This window comes from Amycolatopsis sp. CB00013 (genome assembly GCF_001905755.1).
Lineage (GTDB): Bacteria > Actinomycetota > Actinomycetes > Mycobacteriales > Pseudonocardiaceae > Amycolatopsis > Amycolatopsis japonica.
The window spans coordinates 112,800-131,921 of the sequence record NZ_LIWC01000007.1 but is presented as its reverse complement, the minus strand read 5'-3'; the positions used below and the strand labels follow the sequence as shown (position 1 = coordinate 131,921).

Genomic DNA, 19,122 nt, shown 5'->3' with positions numbered 1-19,122 from the left:
GAACCATGGTGAACCGGGAAGCACTGACCGCCCGCGCGACCGCCCTCACCGGGGAACTCCGGGCGCGGGGTGTCGAGCTCGTGGCGCTGACCTTCGTGGACAACGCCGGGATAGCGCGGGTCAAGGCGGTGCCGCTGCGGAAGCTGCCGTCGGCGGCCGCGTGGGGTGTCGGCGCTTCGAATTCCTTCGATTTCTTCGGCTTCGACGACGTCATCACCGGCGGTGAGCATTCCCTCGGGCCGGTCGGCGACCTGCGGCTGCATCCGGACCTCGACGCGCTGACCGTGCTCGCCGGGCAGCCAGGCTGGGCCTGGGCGCCGGTGACGAAACTCGATCAGGAGGGCGAACCGCATCCGCAGGACGGGCGGGCCCTGCTGGCGACGGCGGTGGACCGGCTGGCCGCACGCGGTCACCGCGCGCGGATGAGTTTCGAGATCGAATGGGTGATCACCAGCGCCGACGCCCCCGACGACGCGAAGTCGGCCACGGCGGGCCCGGCCTACGGCTACGCGAGGCTTTCCGAGCGCGCGGACTACCTTCGCGCCCTGGTGTCCACTTTGGACCAACAGGGCGTCGGGGTGGAGCAGATCCATCCCGAGTACGCGGACGGCCAGTTCGAACTGTCCGTCGCCGCCGCCGATCCGGTGCGGGCGGCCGACATCGCCGTGCTGACGAAGGAGACGATCCGCGCGCTCAGCCACCGGCACGGGCTCAAGGCGTCCTTCACCCCGAAGTTCGCGCCCGCCGGGGTGGGCAACGGCGGGCACGTGCATCTGAGCGTTTGGGACGGAGCGCGGAATCTTTTTTCGGGCGGGGAAAGGGTTTTCGGGCTGACACCGCTCGCGGAGTCGTTCAGCGCCGGCATCCTGAAACGGCTGCCCGCGCTGCTCGCGATCGGAGCGCCGTCGGTGGTCAGCTATCTGCGCCTGGAGCCGCACCATTGGGCGGGGGTGTACACCGCGTGGGGCCTGGAGAACCGGGAGACGCCGCTGCGGCTGGTGCGCGGCGTCGCCGGGAATCGCGCGTCGGCGGCGAATCTCGAGGTCAAATGTTTCGACCTGACCGCGAATCCGTATCTGCTGGCGGCCGCGCTGCTGTTCGCCGGGATGGCCGGTGCCGACGAGGAGGCGTCACTGCCGGAGCCCCTCGACGTCGACCCCGGAATCCTGACCGAGGAGGAACGCGCCGCCCGCGGGGTCGAGCGCCTGCCTCAGCGGCTGGAGGACGCCGTCGCCGCGTTCGAGGCGGACAAGGATCTGGCGGCCGCGTTCGGCGCGCCGCTGGCGACGACGATCGTGGACGTGCGGCGGGCGGAGATCGAGCGGTTCGCGGACGCGAGCCCGGAGGAGATCACCGAAGCGCAGCGGTGGCGGCACTGAGGCGGGTCACCGGAACAGCTCTGTCCGGTGACCTGGCCGCTCTCTAAAGTGACGCTCGCCCGCCCAGGTCGGGTGGGCTTTGTGCGAACTGGGGAACTCAGCCGATGAAGAAACTGAAAGCCGTCCTCGTCACAGTCCTGCTCGCCCTGACGGCCCTGGTCTCGACCGCCACCGCGGCGAGTGCGGCGGCCGGCAATCCGACGAAGTTCCAGCCCGGGATCCGTGAGGCATGGGTGCATTTCCGGCCCGCCATGGATTCCGCGTATGTCGTGGTCAGCGACGTCAGCCTCAGAGCCCTCTGCTACGTGTCCGCCGCCGACGGGCTCTGGAACCTGGTCTACGACGACCACGCGGTCAAGGTCGGGTACACCTACGCGTCGTACCTCACCGCGCCGTCCGGCCAATGGTGCGGGAACGTCGGCCAGGGAACCGGCGGGGCCAAGGGCGAGACCTGGGTGCACCTCTACCCACAGGCGAACTGGGCTCACGAGGTCATGTACCCGGGCCACGACGTCGCGGCGATCTGCACGCTCGGGTTCCTCACCGACGTGTCCGACGGCAGCAACCGCCGATGGGACCTGTACCTCGACCACGCGAACAACGTCGCCGGATTCACCTGGTACACCAGCTTCTACTCGTCGCCGTCGTCGATCACCGACTGCGGCATCTGATGTAGCGAAGGGGCCCTTCACCGCCTGAGATGCGATGAAGGGCCCCTTCGGCTCACGTCAGATCAAGCGGGGGCGACAGCCTTCCGCACGCCCGCGGCCAGTTCGGCCGAAAGCTCGCGCACCGCGTCGGTGCCGCTCGCCGCGGCCGTCACCAGCGCCGAGCCGACGATGACGCCGTCCGCGAAGCCGGCGACCTGCGCCGCCTGCTCGCCGGACCGGACGCCGATCCCGACGCCGATCGGCAGTTCCGTATGCGCGCGGGTCCGCTCGACCAGGTCCTCGGCGTGCACGCCGACCTGGTCGCGAGCACCCGTCACACCCATCACCGCGGTGGCGTACACGAAGCCGGAAGCGGCCGCGACGGTCTTCGCGATCCGCTCCTCCGAGGAGGACGGCGCGACCAGGAAGATCCGGTCCAGACCATGCTGTTCGGAGGCGGCCATCCACTCGTCGGCCTCGTCCGGGATCAGGTCCGGGGTGATCATCCCGAGCCCGCCCGCGGCGGCGAGGTCCCGCGCGAAACGGTCGACGCCGTAGCGGTGCACCGGGTTCCAGTACGTCATCACGACGGCCTTGCCGCCGCGCGACGACACCGACTCGACGACCTCGAACAGGTGCTTGAGCTTGAAGCCGCCGGAAAGCGCGCTCACCGACGCGGCCTGGATGGTCGGGCCGTCCATCACCGGGTCCGAGTAGGGCACGCCCACCTCGACCAGGTCGGCGCCGCCGTCGACCACCGCGGCCAGCAGATCCTTGGACCCGTCGACCGTCGGGAAGCCCGCCGGAAGGTAACCGATCAGCGCGCCGCGCCCCTCGGCCTTCGTCTTCGCGAAGAGGTCGTCCAGCGCGCTCATGCGTTCTCCACCAGGCCGAAGTACTTCGCGGCCGTGTCCATGTCCTTGTCGCCGCGACCGGACAGGTTCACGATGATCAGCCCCTCGGGGCCGAGTTCACGGCCGAGCACCAGCGCACCGGCCAGCGCGTGCGCCGACTCGATCGCCGGGATGATGCCCTCGGTGCGCGAAAGCAGCTTGAACGCGTCCATCGCCTCGGCGTCGGTCACCGGCCGGTACTCGGCGCGGCCGCTGTCCTTGAGCCACGCGTGCTCCGGGCCGACGCCCGGGTAGTCCAGCCCCGCGGAGATCGAGTGCGATTCGACGGTCTGGCCGTCCTCGTCCTGCAGCAGGTACGTCATCGCGCCGTGCAGGTTGCCCGGGGTGCCCTTGGTCAGCGTGGCGCCGTGGCGGTTGCCCTCGACGCCCTCGCCGCCCGGTTCGAGACCGACCAGGCGCACCGATGTGTCGTCGATGAAGCCGTGGAAGATCCCGATCGCGTTCGATCCGCCGCCGACGCAGGCCGCGACGGCGTCGGGCAGGCGTCCGGCCTGCTCCAGGATCTGGGCGCGGGCCTCCTCGCCGATGATCTTGTGGAAGTTCCGCACCATCATCGGGAACGGGTACGGGCCCGCCGCCGTGCCGAACAGGTAGTGCGTCGTGTCGGCGTTGGTGACCCAGTCGCGCAGTGCCTCGTTGATCGCGTCCTTGAGGGTGCGCGAACCGGTCTTCACCGGGACGACCTCGGCGCCGAGCAGCTTCATGCGGGCGACGTTCAGCGCCTGCCGCTCGGTGTCGACCTCGCCCATGTAGACGACGCATTCCAGGTCCAGCAGCGCGCAGGCGGTGGCGGTGGCCACGCCGTGCTGTCCGGCCCCGGTCTCGGCGATGACCCGCTTCTTGCCCATCCGCTTGGTGAGCAACGCCTGGCCGAGCACGTTGTTGATCTTGTGCGAACCGGTGTGGTTCAGATCCTCGCGCTTGAGGAAGATCCGGGCGCCGCCGGCGTGCTCGCCGAAGCGCTTGGCCTCGGTGAGCAGCGACGGACGGCCGGCGTACTCGCGCAGCAGGCGCCGGAACTCGTTGACGAAGTCCGGGTCGGTCCTCGCCTTGTCGTATTCCGCCGCGACCTCGTCGACGACGCCGATCAGGGCCTCGGGCATGAACCGGCCGCCGTAGGGGCCGTAGTAGCCCCGGCCGTCCGGGTCGTGCTCGCCGTGCGGTGTTTCGGTGTACTCCACGCTCATCGAGAAGGCCTCGGGCAAGCGGGGTGCGAACCGGCGGTCACGAGCTTGACCAGGGCGCCCTTCGGGTCTCCCGAAGCGACGAGCCCTTCGCCCACGAGGACGGCGTCGGCGCCGTGACCCGCGTAGGACATCAGGTCGCCGGGGCCGCGGACACCGGACTCGGCGATCTTGAAGACGTCCATCGGCAGGCCGGGGGCCAGCCGCGAGAAGACGTCCCGATCCACCTCGAGGGTGTGCAGGTTGCGGGCGTTGACGCCGATCACCTTCGCGCCGGCTTCGAGCGCCTTGTCGGCCTCTTCGGCGTTGTGGATCTCGACCAGCGCGGTCATCCCGAGGGATTCGACGCGGTCCAGCAACGCGATCAGGGCGTTCTGCTCCAGCGCCGCCACGATCAGCAGGACCATGTCCGCGCCGTGCAGCCGCGCCTCGTGCACCTGGTACGGGCTGACGATGAAGTCCTTGCGCAGCACCGGGATGTCGACCGCCGCGCGGACCGCGTCGAGGTCGGCGAGCGAACCGCCGAACCGCCGCTGCTCGGTCAGCACGCTGATCACCCGGGCGCCGCCGTCGGCGTAGTCCTTCGCCAGCGCGGCCGGATCCGGGATCTCGGCCAGATCGCCCTTGGACGGGCTGCGCCGCTTCACCTCGGCGATGACACCGATACCGGACTCGCGCAGGGCCGCGAGCACGTCACGTGGGGGCGCGACCTGGGTCGCGCGCTTCTTCAGTTCGTCGAACGGCAGAACCGCCTCGCGCTCGGCGAGATCGGCACGGACGCCGGCGACGATGTCTTCGAGCACGCTCACCGGAGTACCTCACCGGCCGTCGTACTCACGGATTCCTTCGCAAGGTCGCTCACAAAAACCTTCCCCTTCCCGCCGAAACGATGCTAACCCCCGCACGGATACGGCCTGGTTCCGGGTATGTCCGTTGCTCCGAATGCCAACCGTGTCATCTTTGCCGGGAAAGATCCCCGAAACCCGCGAATTCCGTCGTCGTCACCGGCCGGCGGTGGGATCTTCGCCTTCGGACAGCGCCTCCCACAGCTCGGTCTCGGGATCCTTCGCGGCCTTCTTCTTCGCCCCCGGCGCCGAGTACTTCGCGCCGAGGCGCGGCATCCGGCCCGCGCCCTTGATGGCTGCCAACCCGCCCGCGGTCACGAGAATTCCCCCGAGAATCGCGAGGCCGCGGGCTCCCAGCATCTGGGCGACGGGCAGTCCGTCGGCGAACCCGCTGAGCGAGCCGCCCGCCACGCCGATCCACACCGCGGCGAGGCCGGACACGGCGAGTACCACGCCGAGCACCCGGCGTGGCCAGCCGCCGGTGGCGATCAGCCCCGCCGTGCCGGCGAGCGCCAGCAACGCGAGGGGAATCAGCGCAACCGCGCGCTGTGAACCGGTTTCCGTGTACAGCACGGTGCCGCGCACGCCGCCGTCGCGGAACTCCGCGAACCACACGAGCTGCGAGGAACCCCACAACGCGACCGCGCCCAGCAGCAGGCCCACCACGGCGATCCACAGTGGACGCTTGGCCTTCTTCGCCGGGACCTCAGACACGAGTGCGGTCACCCGCCGGGTCGAGCTCGTCCGCGGCGATCATCGTCTGCGCCGCCGCGACGGCGGAAAGCACCGTGCGGGCCTTGTTGAGCGACTCGTTGTCCTCGTAGTCGGCCACCGAGTCCGCGACGACTCCCCCGCCCGCCTGGACGTACGCGGTGCCGTCCTTCATCAGCGCGGTGCGGATCGCGATCGCGGTGTCGGCGTCCCCGGCGAAGTCGAGATAGCCGACGACGCCGCCGTAGAGCGCCCTGCGGGTCGGCTCCAGCTCCTCGATCAACTGCATCGCGCGGACCTTCGGCGCGCCCGAGAGCGTCCCCGCCGGGAAACAGGCGGTGACGGCGTCGAAAGCCGTCTTGTCGTCGAGGAGTTCCCCGGTGACCGTGGAGACGATGTGCATGACGTGGCTGTAGCGCTCGACGTCGAAGAAGTCGACGACGCGCACGGTGCCCGGCTTGCAGACCTTGCCGAGGTCGTTGCGGCCGAGGTCGACGAGCATGAGGTGCTCGGCGCGCTCCTTCTCGTCCGCGAGCAGGTCCTTGGCCAGCTGCGCGTCTTCCTCCGGATCCGCGCCGCGCCAGCGGGTGCCCGCGATCGGATGCGTGGTCGCGCGGCCGTCCCGCACGGTGACCAGCGACTCCGGGCTGGACCCGACGATGTCGAAACCGTCCAGGCGCAGCAGGTACATGTACGGGCTCGGGTTGGACGTGCGCAGCACGCGGTAGACGTCGAGCGCGTCGGCCTGGGTCTCGATCTCGAAGCGTTGCGACGGCACGATCTGGAACGCTTCGCCCGCCTTGATCGCCTCGACCGCCTTCTCGACCGCCGCGTGGAAGTCCGGCTTGGACCGGCGGCGCGTGAATTCGGGCGCGGGACGGTCGAAGACGGCGGCCGTGGCCGGGGCGGCGACGTGCAGCTGCTTGGTCATCGCGTTCAGGCGCGCGACGGCGTCGTCGTACGCGGCGTCGACGCGCTCGGCCGAGTCGTCCCAGTTGACCGCGTTGGCGATCAGCGTGACGGTGCCCTCGTGGTGGTCGAAGGCGGCCAGGTCGGTCGCCAGCAGCATGGTGAGCTCGGGGATGTCGAGGTCACGCTCGGCGAGCTCGGGGAGCCGTTCGAGCCAGCGGACGGCGTCGTAGCCGATGTAGCCGACCATGCCGCCGGTGAGCGGCGGCATCCCGGGCAGCTGTTCGGTGTGGAGCGCGGCGACGGTCTCGCGCAGGACGGTGAGCGGGTCGCCCTCCGTCGGCAGGCCGACCGGCGGGGTGCCGGTCCACACGGCCTCGCCGTCACGCACGGTCAGCGCGGCGGGGCTGTCGACGCCGATGAACGACCATCGGCTCCAGGAAGCGCCGTTCTCCGCCGATTCGAACAGGAACGTCCCCGGCCGGTCGGCGGCGAGCTTGCGGTAGACCCCGATGGGGGTCTCACCGTCGGCGAGCACGCGACGGACGACGGGGATGACGCGACGGCCCTCGGCGAGCGCGCGGAACTCGTCGCGCGAAGGGCTGACCGAGCCGAGCCCCGAGGGGCTGGCGTTTGCGGCGCTGACCATGTCGCTCATTGTGCTGCAACGGCCGCACGAGCCGGGACGGGGGGATGAATTCAAAGATTGTTGAATTTCTGGCCGGGTCCGTTCATGATGACGCCATGGCTGGTGAAGACACTACCGTGCGGCGGCGGGGACGGCGGCCCGGCGGACAGGACACCCGGACCGCGCTGATCGAAGCGGCGCGCGCGGTGTTCGGCGAGAGCGGTTTCGACGGCGCGACCGTGCGCGCGATCGCGACGCGGGCCGGGGTCGACGCGGCGATGGTGAACCACTGGTTCGGCAGCAAGGAAGGGCTGTTCGCCCAAGCCATCCTGAAGCTCCCCTTCGACCCGCACGAACTGCTCGCGGAACTCCAGAACGGGCCCGACGACGAGTTCGGCCGCCGGATCGTCCGCACCTTCCTCACCCGATGGGACGGCGCTGGCGGCGAGGTGTTCCAGGCCCTCGTCCGCAGCGTCGCCGGACACGAACAGGCCGCGGCCGTGCTGCGCGGTTTCTTCCAGAACTTCTTCACGAAGGTCATCGGCGGACTGGGCTCGGACCGCGTCGAACTGCGGACCACGCTCTGCGCTTCCCAGCTCGTCGGGATGGGGCTGGTGCGCTACGTCGCGAAGTTCGAGCCGATGGCTTCGAGCGAGATCGAACCGCTGGTGACCGCGATCGCGCCGACCGTGCAGCGTTACCTCACCGGCGACATCGACTGAGTTCCGGCTTCGATCACGCGAGTCACGCCTTCGAGCACGCCAGTCACGCCTTCGCTCACGTTGGGAGCACCCCCGAAACGCCACTCGACGCCCCCAGCCCGTGCTATGAAAGGTCCTTTCCTTGCAAATTTTGCAAGGAAAGGACCTTTCATGGCATCCGGGGCCGGCGTCGCGAGGTGGTGGCTCACGCAGTGTCCGGTTCGATTTCCTTGACCGGAACCGTGTAGAGCGTGTCCTTCGAGAAGCGCCCGCGCGGGAAGATCACGATCATGTCCGTTTCCTCGCCGCCGATGAAGACGGGAACCTTCTCGAGCCCTTTGAAACGGGGAGCGATCCGCAGCGAGCGTCGCGTCTGGAGCAGCTTGTAGCCGCCTTTTAGATAGACGTCGATCCTGGGGAACAGCCAGCCGGGCCGCACCGTCGCCATGGCCTCGCGCAAACCGGTCTTCTCAGCGGACCGACGGCGGCTCTTCCAGAGCCAGGCGGCGTACAGACACGCCGGAATACCGTAGAAGGCCACCAGGGAAAGCGGGACCAGCACCTCGAATCGTCGATCGTCCGAAACTATCTGACACACGACGAAGTAAGCCATCCAGAACACCGCCCAAGCCGTCGCCCGTTGTTCGAGAAGCGACATTTTCTCGATCAAGGGGTCGGCCACTTCTTCGTGGACCGTCGGCGGCTCGTAGCTTTCGGCGAAGTCGTCGTCCGCACTGGAGCGAGGTCGCCCGGCGACCCTGGGACGTCGTCTCGGACGGTCGATCTTCTTTTTCCCTCGCCCCAGTTTCATGCACCGAGGTTAATCGAGAAGAGCGGGTTTTCCGGATAACGAGTCGCGTCTCGCTTCGGGGCAACCCTGAGTGCTCAGCGAGCGTACAAGTTCAGGTCGGGCCGGAAACGCGTACGGGCGGCGGGAAACCCTCCCCCGCGGGAAAAGGACGACCATGTTCGCGCCTTCGCCACCGATCCAGACCCGGAGGCCGGGATTCTTCCGGAAGCGGCGGCACGAGCGGATCGACCAGCCCACCGAGCGGACCACGGTTTCGGTGCCGTCGTCGAAAGTGAGGTACGTGGCGGGCGGGAGCCGGTTGCCCAGCCCCTCGTAATCCGGCCGTACCGTCGCCCGCGCCGGACGCCATCCGGTGGCCTGGACGGAGCGGTGCCTGGCCCGCCAGCCCGTCGCGGACATCAGCGAGCCCACGAACCCGACGAGACCGAACGCCGTGGGCAGCACGCCCAGCTTACCGAACCCGTCTTCGCCCGACCCGCCCAGGACGAGCAGGAGGACCCCGGCGGCGAAGACGGCGGGCCAGATCGGGGCGATCCAGGCGGAGCGAAGACCCAACAGACGCAACTTCGCGGTCTCACGCTCGGGGTCGATGGCGACGAGCGCGGCGTCGTCGGCCCTCCGGTCGTCGGGCGCGGCTTCGGCGAGCCCGGCATGGACCCGCGCCCGGTGTCGCGCGAACAGGGCCACCAAGAGCCCCACGCAGATGAGGGCGAATTCGTCGAAAAAGCCCTCGAAGCCCCAAATCGGATCTTTTTCGAAAGCCTGGACGGCGAGACCGATGACCCCGCCACCCACCGGTATCAAGCTCACCACCGCGGTGACGCGGTAGCCCAATCTCCGGCGGAGATGCTTCTCCGCCGGGCCTTCCCCAGTCCCCAGTGACATGGAAAAAGCGTACGCCCGCAAGGGGGATTCGGGGATAGGACCAAGGTCCCGACGGCGTCAGCCCGCGACCAGCACCGCGATCAGCGCCAGCGTGCCCGGCACCACCTGGACGAAGAAGATCTTCTTGCTCGCCGTCGCCGTCCCGTAGAGCCCGGCCACGATCACGCACGCGAGTCCGTAGATCTTGAACTGCCACGCCGTACTGCCGGTCGCGATCAGGCCCCAGATCAGCGCGGCGGCGAGGAAACCGTTGTACAGCCCCTGATTCGCCGCAAGCGCCGAGCTCTCCTTCGCGAACTCCTCGGTGGTGCCGAAGGAGGCGCGAGCGCGCGGGGTGGTCCACAGGAACATCTCGAGCACGACGATGTACAGGTGGATCAGCGCGACGATGCCGACCAGCACATTGGCGACGACATTCACGGGTTACTCGCTCTCGTCGGCCAACAGCAGCCGTTCGTCGGTGTCGAAACAGGTGTGCGTGCCGGTGTGACAGGCCGGGCCGGTCTGGTCGACGCGCAGCAGGACGGTATCGCCGTCGCAGTCGATCCGCACTTCGCGCACGTGCTGGACGTGGCCCGACGTCTCGCCCTTGACCCACAGTTCCTTGCGGCTGCGCGAGTAGTACGTCCCCCGCCGGGTCGTGAGCGTGCGTTCGAGGGCCTCGTCGTTCATCCACGCCATCATCAGCACGTCCGATGTGGAGTGTTCGACGACGACGGCGGCGATGAGCCCGTCGGCGTTGCGCTTCAAGCGTTCCGACAGGGCGGGGTCAAGCGTCATTCGTGGCTCCGAGAAGGTGCCGTTTCACCGGCATCGAGTTGAGCAGGACCGCCGTGTAGATGTACCCGGCGAAGAGGATCCCGGAGACGATCTTCACCCAGAAGAGTTCCGCCGCCAGCATCGACAGCGCGTGCAGCAGCCCGAAAAGGAAGCTGACCGCGAACCCGGCGAACCGCGCGGACGACATCTTGAGCACCAGGCCCGCGACGACGAGACCGCCGAGGACCAGCGACGTCCCCGGCAGCAGGAACGTCCGCGCGGACGAATACGGCGCGAACATGAGGATCCCGGCCATCGCGAGGTACGCGACGGCGAGCCCGAGCAGCAGCGCGCAGACGACCTTGACCTCGGTGGCGGCCTTCCACTTGCCCGCGATCACCGGACCACGACTCCCCCGGCGCGCAGCGCGCCCTTGACCTCGCCGATCTTCAACTGTCCGAAGTGGAACACGCTGGCCGCGAGCACCGCGTCCGCGCCCGCTTCGACGGCGGGCAGGAAATGCTCCAGCGCGCCGGCGCCACCGCTGGCGATCACCGGGACACGGACGGCCGCGCGCACCTGGGTGAGGAGTTCGAGGTCGAAGCCGTTCTTCGTGCCGTCGGCGTCCATCGAGTTGAGCAGGATCTCGCCGACACCGAGTTCCTCGCCGCGCGCGGCCCATTCGACGGCGTCGATCCCGGTGCCGCGGCGACCGCCGTGGGTGGTCACCTCGAAGCCGGACGGGGTCGGTTCGGTGCCCTCGGGGACCCGGCGCGCGTCCACCGACAGCACGACGCACTGCGCGCCGAACCGGCGGGACGCCTCGCGCAGGAACTCCGGCCGGGCGATGGCGGCGGTGTTGATGCTCACCTTGTCCGCACCGGTGCGCAGCAGCCGGTTGACGTCGTCGTTCGTGCGCACGCCGCCACCGACGGTGAGCGGGATGAACACCTGCTCCGCGGTCCGGCGGACCACGTCGAAGGTGGTCTCGCGGTCCCCGGAGGAGGCCGTGACGTCGAGGAACGTGAGCTCGTCCGCGCCCTCGGCGTCGTACAGGCGGGCGAGTTCGACGGGGTCGCCGGCGTCGCGCAGGTCGGCGAAGTTGACGCCCTTCACCACACGGCCCGCGTCGACGTCGAGACACGGGATGACCCTGACTGCGACTGACATGGGGACAAGCGTAGTCAAGGGCGTTCTAAGCTCGCGGAATGGCACAGGCGGGGCGGCGGCCGGGGCAGACCGAGACGCGGGAGGTGATCCTCGACGCGGCACGGCGCAGGTTCGCCGAACAGGGCTACGACGGGGCGACCGTCCGCGGCATCGCGGCCGACGCCGGGGTCAACGCCGCGCTGCTGCACCATTTCTTCGGCACCAAGCAACGACTCTTCGCCCTGTCGATGAACCTGCCGGTCGACCCGGGCGAGCTGGTCCCCCGGATCCTCGATGGCCCCGAGGACGAGATCGGCGAGCGCCTCGTCCGTGCGTTCCTCGGCCTCTGGCAGGTTCCCGAGGGCCGCGCGCCGTTCCTGGCGATGATCCGGTCCGCGACCACCAACGAGCAGGTCGCGACCATGATGCGGCAGTTCCTGGAGCGGGCGGTGCTGGCGCGGGTCGCCGAGGCGCGCGGCGTGCCGAAGGTCCGGGTGGCCGGGATCGCCGCGCAGATGATCGGGTTCGCGCTGCTGCGCTACGTCATCGGGCTCCCGCCGCTGGCCGCCGCCTCGGAGGACGAGATCGTCGCGATGCTGGCGCCGGTCGCGCAGTATTACCTGACCCCCGACGTTCACCGGCCGGACACTCCACGCGGCTAACTTCCCGGGAATGCGCATCGCTGCCCTACTCCCCCTCCCCTTGCTGGCGGCCTCGCTGCTCGCCGCCGTGCCGGCCGAAGCGGGCCAGAACCCTTCACCCGTGGCGCAGACCAGGGCCTACGTCGACGACAAGGGCGCAGACCCGGCGAACGCCGACGCCGACGACCCGGCGATCTGGGTCCACCCGAAGAACCCTTCGGCCAGCGTCGTACTCGGCACGCTCAAGGAAGGCGGGCTGGCCGCGTTCGACCTGAAGGCGCGGCAGTTGCAGCATCTCGCCGTTCCCGAGGGCGGCCGGTTCAACAACGTCGACGTCGTCGGCGATCTCGCCGTGGTGAGCGACCGCGGCCGGGACCGCGTGCGCGTCTACCGGATCGACCCGGCCGGCGCCGCGGCCGGCTCGCGGGTGCTGCGTGACGTCACGGATCCTTCCGCCCCACCGGTCTTCTCCGCGTCGGAGTCCGAAGTGGACGAACAGCGGACCGCGTACGGCCTCACCGCCGGTCGTGACCCGCGCACCGGCGCGCGCTGGGTCGCGGTGACCCGGCGGCACGAGACCCGCGTGGCGCTCTTGCGACTTGTCGACAAAGCGGACGGCACCGTCGGCACGGCGCCGATCGGCACGATCGACCTGCCGTCGGAGTTCCGGCTGCCGAACGGGAAGACGTGGTCGCCCTGCGGCGAACCGGACGAGCGGCCGCAGCTGGAGGGGTCGATCCTCGACGCCGGGAACCGCGTGCTCTACACGGCGCAGGAGGACGTCGGGATCTGGCGGATCCCGGTGCACGGCGCCGGTTTCGGCCGTCCGGAACTGATCGACAAGGTGCGGTCGTTCGGGGTTCCGCAACGCTTCGACGAGGCGACCGAGGAATGCGTCGCCGACGGCCCCGACCCCGGCTTCGGCGGGAAGTGGCTGACCGCGGACGCCGAGGGGCTGGCCCTGGCCGACGGCAAGCTCCTCGCGTCGAGCCAGGGCGACTCGCGGTTCGTGGTCTACGACCGTGACGGCACCCCGCGGCGCGATTTCCGGATCGTCGCCGGACGCGGGACCGACTCGGTCGAGCACTCCGACGGCGCCGCGATCACCACCAGGCCGCTGGGGCCGCTGTTCCCGCACGGCCTGCTGGTGGTGCACGACGGCGAACGCCGCCCGGCGGCCACCGACCCCTCCGGTGAGGAACTCGCGACGACCGGGTTCGCCTTCGTCCGGCTGGAGACCGCCGTGCGGTGATCACGTTCACCGAGAAAGTTCCGCTCCCGATGCATCAGCCGGGTGGTCTCGCGCGTCTCTAGGGGGAGACCACCGGCTGAGGGGGACACGTGCCTGCGAGCTTCGACGAGTTCGTCGCGGATCGCCTGGACGGGCTCCTGCGCTACGCGACCGTCCTGACCGACGATCCGTACCTGGCGCAGGACATCGTCCAGGAGGTACTGCTGCGTGCTCAGCAACGCTGGCCGAAGATCGACTCGCCACCGACCTACGTCCGCCGGATGGTGACCAACGAGTACCTCTCGTGGCGAAGGCGGCTGGCGGTCCGCCGGGTGACTCCGTCGTCGCCGGAAGTGCTCGACCTGGTGAGCCCACCGGTCTCCGATCACGCCATCGAGTACGACGAACGCGACGCGATGCTGGACCGGCTCGCGAAGCTCCCGCGCAAACAACGCGCCGCGATCGTGCTCCGCTACTACGAGAACTACTCCGACGAGGAGATCGGCGCGGTGCTCCGCTGCGCGACGTCGACCGTGCGCAGCCAGATTTCGCGCGCGCTCTCGACGCTGCGGGAAACCGGGCCGTCCTCGTCCGTGCAGCCCACGGGAGCCCGCAAATGACCCGACTGAGTGACGAGCACACCGAGGACCTGATCCGGGAGAGCCTCGAACACCTGGCGGCGCGGGCGCCAGACGGTGCCGAGATCCGCGACGCGCTGGCCCAGCGGCCGTCACGCCGTCCGACGATGGCCTTGGCACTGGTCGCGGCGGCGGTCGCGATCATCGCGCTCGGCGTCCCGCTGGGCCTGCGGGCCTACACCACGGTCACCCCCGCCTCGCCGCGTAACGCCGATTGGGCGGTGCTGCCGTACAAACCCGGCTGGCTGCCCGACGGCTTCAAGGAGCTGACCCGGAGCGCGAAGCCCTACCCGGGACCGCAGACCAGGACGTGGAGCAACGGCGAGGTCGGGCAGCTGCGGCTGACCACCACACCGCTGGACGACCGGGGCGGACCTTGGACGATCGCGCCCGCGCCGAACCAGATCATCGTGCACGGCCGCGTCGGGATGGTCGCGGAGGTCTACGGCGACGGGACGATGCTGACCTGGTCGCCCGACGACACGTACCTGCTGAGCTTGACGCTGGTCGGGGTGAAGGACCCGCGCGACGTCGGCCAGCGGATCGCGGACGAGATGGTCAGGGACGACCGCGCCCGGGTTTCGGGCGAACTGCGGTTCGGCAAGCTGCCCACCGACCTGGAGCTGTCCGGGGTGAACCTGTTCATGACCGTCGGCGGGGGCGCGACCGAACTCGAAGCCACCCGTACCGGGCAACCCACCGCGGCGGCGGTCGTCACGGCGTCGCTCCGCGCCGAACGGCCGGACTCGGGTGACGCCACGCCCGTGCCGCTCAAGGTCAGGGGCGCCGACGGCTTCTTCCTGCCGCAACGGACCGGGCGGCTCGGGCAGCAGGACGAAACGGTCGCCGTCCAGGTCGAGGGCGGGCGGTGGCTCACCGTGTCCGGCAAACGGGACCAAGCGACCCTGCTCGACATAGCGAACGGCGTCCAGCTGATCCCCGGCGATTACAGCTGGTTCGGGAAGCCGCCGGAATAGTGACGGACGGGCGGGGGTTGTCGACGGCATGACGGACACCTACCGCTCCATCGCGTTCACCGAGTACGGCGACTCCGGGGTCCTGCGCGTCCTCGAGCGGGAGCTGCCCGAGCCGGGCCCCGGCCAGGTGCGGGTCGCCGTCCGGGCCGCGAGCGTGAACCCGATCGACTGGAAGATCCGCTCCGGGCTGATGGCCGAGGTGTTCCCGACGGAGTTCCCCGCCATCCCCGGTGGCGACATCGCCGGCGTCGTCGAGGCGATCGGCGAGGGCGTGTCCGAGTTCGCGGCCGGTGACGAGGTGCTCGGCTCCGGGGCGGGCGGATACGCGGAGTACGTCCTCGCGAAGCCCGCGAGCCTGATCCGCAAGCCCGAGTCGCTCTCGTGGGAGCTGGCCGCGGCGCTGCCCGCGGTCGTCAACACCGCCTATCGCGCGCTCAACCTGCTGGATCTCCGGAAGGGCGAGACGCTGCTCATCGACGGCGCCGCGGGAGGTGTCGGCACCATCGCCGTGCAGCTCGCCGTCGCGCGCGGGCTGACCGTGGTGGGCACCGCGAGCGAAGGGAACCACGAGTACCTGCGCTCTCTGGGCGCTGTGCCGGTGCAGTACGGCGAAGGGCTCTCCGCGCGCGTACGCGACGTCGCGCCGCAGGGCGTCGACGCGTCCTTCGACGCTTCCGGGCGTGGCTCGCTGGCCACCCTGGTCGAACTGACCGGTGGCCCGAAGCGGGTCATCACCATCGCCGCGCCGGACGCGGCCGACCACGGCGTCCGCTTCACGTCGGGGACTCCGGCCGAGCAGGTGCCCGGCTCGCTGGCCGAAGGCGCCGCGCTCGCCGCCGAAGGCAAGCTCGACCTGCCGATCGCCCGGGTCTACCCGCTCGCCGAGGCGGCCGCGGCCCAGGACGAGAGCGAAGCGGGCCACGTCCGGGGCAAGCTCGTCCTGGTCCCCTAAGCCTCCCCTCGTGACGCGCCCCGCTTGAGGTCCGTGAAGGCCTCCTTGAGGGACCCAGAGTCCCTCAAGGAGGCCTTCACGGACCGCTCCCCACGACCCTCTTGACTCTCACTTCTCAACGGGCGCAGAATTAAACGCATGGCTAATTCAGCGATCTCCGTGACAGGCCTGCGGGTCGTCCGCGGCGGCCGTGAGGTCGTCAGGGACATCGGTTTCGCGACGCCGCGCGGCCGGATCACCGGCCTGCTCGGCCCCAGTGGCTGCGGCAAGACGACGCTGATGCGCTCGATCGTCGGCGTGCAGATCGTCGCCGCGGGCGAGGTCACCGTGCTCGGCCATCCCGCGGGCAGCCCGCCGCTGCGGCGGTTGATCGGCTACGCCACCCAGAACCCGGCCATCTACGCCGACCTGACCATCACGGAAGCCTTGCGCTACTTCGCTTCCGTGCTCCGCGCGCCGACGTCCGATGTGGACAGGGTGATCGGCGAGGTCGGGCTCGCCGATCACGCGGGCAAGCTCGTCGGCGCCCTGTCGGGTGGCCAGCACAGCCGCGCCAACCTCGCGGTCGCGCTGCTCGGGAAGCCCGAACTGCTCGTCCTCGACGAACCGACCGTCGGCCTGGATCCCGTGCTCCGCGACGAACTCTGGGCACTTTTCCGTCGTCTCGCCGAGGGCGGGGCGACACTGTTGGTGTCCAGCCACGTCATGGACGAGGCCGCGCGCTGCGACCGTCTGCTGCTCATGCGCGAAGGCCGGATCCTCGCCGACGACACCCCGGCCGGGCTGCGCGAGCGCACCGGCACGACCGATCTGGAGCAGGCGTTCCTGCGGCTGGTCCGCGAGACCGAGGTGAGCCCGTCATGAACCCCGCCTTGACCCTGGCCACGGCCCGCCGGATCCTCCTGCAGCTCCGGCACGATCCACGCACCGTCGCGATGCTGATCGTCGTGCCGTCGCTGCTGATGGTGCTGCTGCGCTTCGTCTTCAACTCCGAAGCGGTGTTCAGCCGCGTCGCGCCGGCGTTGCTCGGTGTCTTCCCGTTCTTGATCATGTTTCTGATCACCTCGATCACGACCCTGCGCGAGCGCACCACGGCCACGCTGGAACGGCTGATGACCCTGCCGATCGGCAGGATGGACCTGCTCTTCGGTTACGCGCTCGCGTTCGGCTCGATCGCGATAGTGCAGGTCGGCGTCGCCGCCGGGGTGTCGCTCGCCTGGCTGGGCCTCGACATCGCGGGCTCGATCGGGATGCTGCTGCTCATCGCCGTCCTCGACGCGCTCCTCGGGATGGCGCTCGGCCTGTTCGTGAGCGCGTTCGCGCGGACCGAATTCCAGGCGGTGCAGTTCATGCCGCTGTTCGTGCTGCCGCAGATCCTGCTGTGCGGCCTGTTCGTGCCACGCGGGGAGACGGGCTGGCTCCTGAACTGGCTCTCGAACGTGATGCCGCTTTCGTACGCCGTCGAAGCCCTTACCCGGGTCACCACGTCGGGCACCGTGGACGCGACGCTGATCCGGAACCTGATCATCGTCGGGGCGTGTGCCCTGGCGGCGCTGGTCCTCGGCGCGGCGACCCTGCGCAGGCGGACACCCTAGACTTTCCACATGGGATCGGAGTTCGAGCGGATCGCCGCCGAGAAGTACGTCGTCCTGACCACCTTCCGCAAGAACGGCACCCCGGTGCCGACGCCGGTCTGGGCGGCGGGCGACGGCGGCGAGCTGGTGCTCTGGTCCGAGCGGAAGGCGGGCAAGGTCAAGCGCATCCGCAACAGCGGGCGGGTCGAGGTCCAGGCCTGCGACTTCCGCGGCAACAAGACCCACGGCGACGTCGTGGCGGGCGAGGCGCGGCTGTTGGACCTCGACGGGACCGAACGCGTGCGCAAGGTGATCGCGCGGAAATACGGGATCACCGGCCGGGTCACGATGTTCTTCAGCAAGCTGCGGGGACCGAAGGACCGGACCGTGGGGATCGCGATCAAGCTGGCCGAGTGAGCTGAGCCTCCCGCAGCTCCGCCGCCATCGCCGCCGAGTCGTGGTCCGGCCCGCAGCCCTCCACCAGGATCAGATCGCCCGGGATGTGATCCGCCCGCAGATGCAGGATCGCCTGGTAGGCGGCCGACGCGTACCACTCCCGGGCCACGGCCAGGCTCGGGAAGCCGATCATCACCAGCGCCCCCGGCCACTCCCCCTCGACGACCTCGACCTCGGCCCCGTGCACGAGGAACTTCCCGCCGAAGGGGTCGAGCGTGTCCTGGATCCGCTCCAGGTATTCGAGCACCTCTTCGGTCGGTGCTCCGGTGGGGCGAAGGTGGGCGATGCCGTACGCGGTCATGATGTCCTCCCAGGTTTCGTTGTCCTGGAAGGAATCCTGACCGAACGGGCGCGCGGCGTCGATTACCCGGGAGGTAAAGCTCAGAACTCCGCGACGGCGGCGAGCGCCTCGGGCAGGGTGAACGCGCCGGCGTAGAGCGCCTTGCCGACGATGGAACCCTCGACACCGTCGCGGGCCAGCGCGGCCAGTGCGCGGAGATCGTCCACACTGGACACACCGCCGGAGGCGATGACCGGCGCGTCGGTGCGGGCGGCGACCTCGCGGAGCAGGTCGATGTTCGGGCCCTGGAGGGTGCCGTCCTTGCTCACGTCGGTGACGACGTAACGCTGCGCGCCGTCGCGGTCGAGCCGGTCGAGGACCTCCCAGAGGTCACCGCCGTCCTGCGTCCAGCCGCGCGCGGACAGCCGGTGCCCGGCCTCGGTGATCCGCACGTCCAGCCCGATGGCGACCCGGTCGCCGTAGGAGGAGACGACCTTCGCGGTCCACTCCGGGTCCTCCAGCGCCGCCGTGCCGAGATTGACCCGGCGGGCGCCGGTGGCCAGCGCGGCCTCCAGCGACGCGTCGTCGCGGATGCCGCCGGAGAGCTCCACCTGGACGTCGAGCTTCGCCACGACGTCGGCGAGCAGCTCGCGGTTGGAGCCCTTGCCGAACGCGGCGTCGAGATCCACCAGATGGATCCATTCCGCCCCGTCACGCTGCCAGGCGAGCGCCGCCTCCAGCGGGCTGCCATAGGAGGTTTCGGTGCCGGCCTCGCCCTGGACGAGTCGCACGGCCTGGCCATCGGCCACATCAACGGCGGGAAGGAGCGTGAAAGTCACGCGCCCACT

At 69.9% G+C, this 19,122-nt stretch carries 24 protein-coding genes; 11 read left to right on the top strand and 13 right to left on the bottom strand.

Features of this window, described 5'->3' with window-relative positions; all coding sequences use genetic code 11:
* The first annotated feature begins 5 nt into the window (after nt 1-5).
* Nucleotides 6-1,379, top strand: coding sequence for a glutamine synthetase family protein (locus AMK34_RS37505; RefSeq protein ID WP_073848503.1), 1,374 nt, complete (start codon nt 6-8; stop codon nt 1,377-1,379).
* A 104-nt stretch (nt 1,380-1,483) separates the two neighbouring features.
* Complete coding sequence (locus AMK34_RS37500; RefSeq protein ID WP_037344877.1) at nt 1,484-2,050, top strand: hypothetical protein; 567 nt, start codon at nt 1,484-1,486, stop codon at nt 2,048-2,050.
* A 62-nt stretch (nt 2,051-2,112) separates the two neighbouring features.
* Here the strand turns inward: AMK34_RS37500 and trpA are convergent, their stop codons facing one another.
* The 5 genes from trpA to AMK34_RS37475 form a co-directional block, all read right to left on the bottom strand.
* A complete protein-coding gene (gene trpA / locus AMK34_RS37495; RefSeq protein WP_037344876.1) occupies nt 2,113-2,904 on the bottom strand; it encodes a tryptophan synthase subunit alpha in 792 nt (263 codons plus the stop codon).
* Nucleotides 2,901-4,130 (bottom strand): tryptophan synthase subunit beta, encoded by a 1,230-nt coding sequence (gene trpB, locus AMK34_RS37490; protein ID WP_073848502.1) that lies wholly within the window; start codon nt 4,128-4,130, stop codon nt 2,901-2,903. Before trpB ends, trpA begins: the two co-directional genes overlap by 4 nt.
* Nucleotides 4,127-4,936 (bottom strand): indole-3-glycerol phosphate synthase TrpC, encoded by an 810-nt coding sequence (trpC, locus tag AMK34_RS37485; RefSeq protein ID WP_020630310.1) that lies wholly within the window; start codon nt 4,934-4,936, stop codon nt 4,127-4,129. Before trpC ends, trpB begins: the two co-directional genes overlap by 4 nt.
* Before the next feature lie 192 nt (nt 4,937-5,128).
* Nucleotides 5,129-5,686, bottom strand: coding sequence for a Trp biosynthesis-associated membrane protein (locus AMK34_RS37480; RefSeq protein ID WP_083650134.1), 558 nt, complete (start codon nt 5,684-5,686; stop codon nt 5,129-5,131).
* Nucleotides 5,679-7,241 (bottom strand): anthranilate synthase component I, encoded by a 1,563-nt coding sequence (locus tag AMK34_RS37475; protein WP_038510390.1) that lies wholly within the window; start codon nt 7,239-7,241, stop codon nt 5,679-5,681. The genes AMK34_RS37480 and AMK34_RS37475 overlap by 8 nt, the downstream gene beginning before the upstream one ends.
* Nucleotides 7,242-7,336: 95 nt before the next feature.
* Between AMK34_RS37475 and AMK34_RS37470 the strand changes: the two genes are divergently transcribed.
* Nucleotides 7,337-7,942 carry a TetR/AcrR family transcriptional regulator gene (locus AMK34_RS37470; RefSeq protein WP_038510387.1) on the top strand — a complete coding sequence of 202 codons (606 nt, stop codon included), beginning with the start codon at nt 7,337-7,339 and terminating at the stop codon, nt 7,940-7,942.
* A gap of 184 nt (nt 7,943-8,126) precedes the next feature.
* Here AMK34_RS37470 and AMK34_RS37465 read toward each other — a convergent pair whose 3' ends face one another.
* Genes AMK34_RS37465 through hisF form a run of 6 tightly spaced genes read right to left on the bottom strand, consistent with a single transcriptional unit; the run spans nt 8,127 to nt 11,546 of the window.
* Nucleotides 8,127-8,732 carry a hypothetical protein gene (locus tag AMK34_RS37465; RefSeq protein WP_073848501.1) on the bottom strand — a complete coding sequence of 202 codons (606 nt, stop codon included), beginning with the start codon at nt 8,730-8,732 and terminating at the stop codon, nt 8,127-8,129.
* A gap of 9 nt (nt 8,733-8,741) precedes the next feature.
* Nucleotides 8,742-9,617: a hypothetical protein gene (locus AMK34_RS37460; RefSeq protein ID WP_143202736.1), complete on the bottom strand. Its 876-nt coding sequence runs from the start codon at nt 9,615-9,617 to the stop codon at nt 8,742-8,744.
* 57 nt (nt 9,618-9,674) lie between these two features.
* Entirely contained in the window at nt 9,675-10,037 is a 363-nt protein-coding gene (locus AMK34_RS37455; RefSeq protein ID WP_038510378.1) for a DUF1304 domain-containing protein, read from the bottom strand.
* A gap of 3 nt (nt 10,038-10,040) precedes the next feature.
* Nucleotides 10,041-10,397, bottom strand: coding sequence for a phosphoribosyl-AMP cyclohydrolase (hisI, locus tag AMK34_RS37450; protein WP_073848499.1), 357 nt, complete (start codon nt 10,395-10,397; stop codon nt 10,041-10,043).
* Nucleotides 10,387-10,776, bottom strand: coding sequence for a hypothetical protein (locus tag AMK34_RS37445; RefSeq protein ID WP_037344870.1), 390 nt, complete (start codon nt 10,774-10,776; stop codon nt 10,387-10,389). The genes hisI and AMK34_RS37445 overlap by 11 nt, the downstream gene beginning before the upstream one ends.
* On the bottom strand, nt 10,773-11,546 hold the full coding sequence (gene hisF / locus AMK34_RS37440; RefSeq protein ID WP_026466775.1) for an imidazole glycerol phosphate synthase subunit HisF: 774 nt from the start codon (nt 11,544-11,546) through the stop codon (nt 10,773-10,775). Before hisF ends, AMK34_RS37445 begins: the two co-directional genes overlap by 4 nt.
* A 38-nt stretch (nt 11,547-11,584) precedes the next feature.
* Between hisF and AMK34_RS37435 the strand changes: the two genes are divergently transcribed.
* From AMK34_RS37435 to AMK34_RS37400, 8 genes are all read left to right on the top strand, one after another.
* Nucleotides 11,585-12,187: a TetR/AcrR family transcriptional regulator gene (locus AMK34_RS37435; protein ID WP_073848498.1), complete on the top strand. Its 603-nt coding sequence runs from the start codon at nt 11,585-11,587 to the stop codon at nt 12,185-12,187.
* Between the two features lie 10 nt (nt 12,188-12,197).
* Nucleotides 12,198-13,418, top strand: a complete 1,221-nt coding sequence (locus AMK34_RS37430; RefSeq protein WP_073848497.1) for a phytase — start codon at nt 12,198-12,200, stop codon at nt 13,416-13,418.
* A gap of 89 nt (nt 13,419-13,507) precedes the next feature.
* Nucleotides 13,508-14,017: an RNA polymerase sigma factor gene (locus tag AMK34_RS37425; RefSeq protein ID WP_073848496.1), complete on the top strand. Its 510-nt coding sequence runs from the start codon at nt 13,508-13,510 to the stop codon at nt 14,015-14,017.
* Nucleotides 14,014-15,012: a hypothetical protein gene (locus AMK34_RS37420; RefSeq protein WP_073848495.1), complete on the top strand. Its 999-nt coding sequence runs from the start codon at nt 14,014-14,016 to the stop codon at nt 15,010-15,012. Before AMK34_RS37425 ends, AMK34_RS37420 begins: the two co-directional genes overlap by 4 nt.
* 28 nt (nt 15,013-15,040) lie before the next feature.
* A complete protein-coding gene (locus AMK34_RS37415) occupies nt 15,041-15,964 on the top strand; it encodes an NADP-dependent oxidoreductase (protein WP_073848494.1) in 924 nt (307 codons plus the stop codon).
* A gap of 138 nt (nt 15,965-16,102) precedes the next feature.
* A complete protein-coding gene (locus AMK34_RS37410; RefSeq protein ID WP_073848493.1) occupies nt 16,103-16,828 on the top strand; it encodes an ABC transporter ATP-binding protein in 726 nt (241 codons plus the stop codon).
* Nucleotides 16,825-17,559: an ABC transporter permease gene (locus AMK34_RS37405; RefSeq protein WP_073848492.1), complete on the top strand. Its 735-nt coding sequence runs from the start codon at nt 16,825-16,827 to the stop codon at nt 17,557-17,559. Before AMK34_RS37410 ends, AMK34_RS37405 begins: the two co-directional genes overlap by 4 nt.
* 9 nt (nt 17,560-17,568) lie before the next feature.
* Nucleotides 17,569-17,955, top strand: coding sequence for a PPOX class F420-dependent oxidoreductase (locus AMK34_RS37400; protein ID WP_038510350.1), 387 nt, complete (start codon nt 17,569-17,571; stop codon nt 17,953-17,955).
* Here AMK34_RS37400 and AMK34_RS37395 read toward each other — a convergent pair.
* Together AMK34_RS37395 and priA are read right to left on the bottom strand one after the other, a co-directional pair.
* Nucleotides 17,939-18,295 (bottom strand): DUF1330 domain-containing protein, encoded by a 357-nt coding sequence (locus AMK34_RS37395; protein ID WP_073848491.1) that lies wholly within the window; start codon nt 18,293-18,295, stop codon nt 17,939-17,941. The two genes, AMK34_RS37400 and AMK34_RS37395, sit on opposite strands and share 17 nt — an antisense overlap.
* An 80-nt stretch (nt 18,296-18,375) precedes the next feature.
* On the bottom strand, nt 18,376-19,113 hold the full coding sequence (gene priA / locus AMK34_RS37390) for a bifunctional 1-(5-phosphoribosyl)-5-((5-phosphoribosylamino)methylideneamino)imidazole-4-carboxamide isomerase/phosphoribosylanthranilate isomerase PriA (protein WP_007029948.1): 738 nt from the start codon (nt 19,111-19,113) through the stop codon (nt 18,376-18,378).
* Nucleotides 19,114-19,122 lie beyond the last annotated feature (9 nt).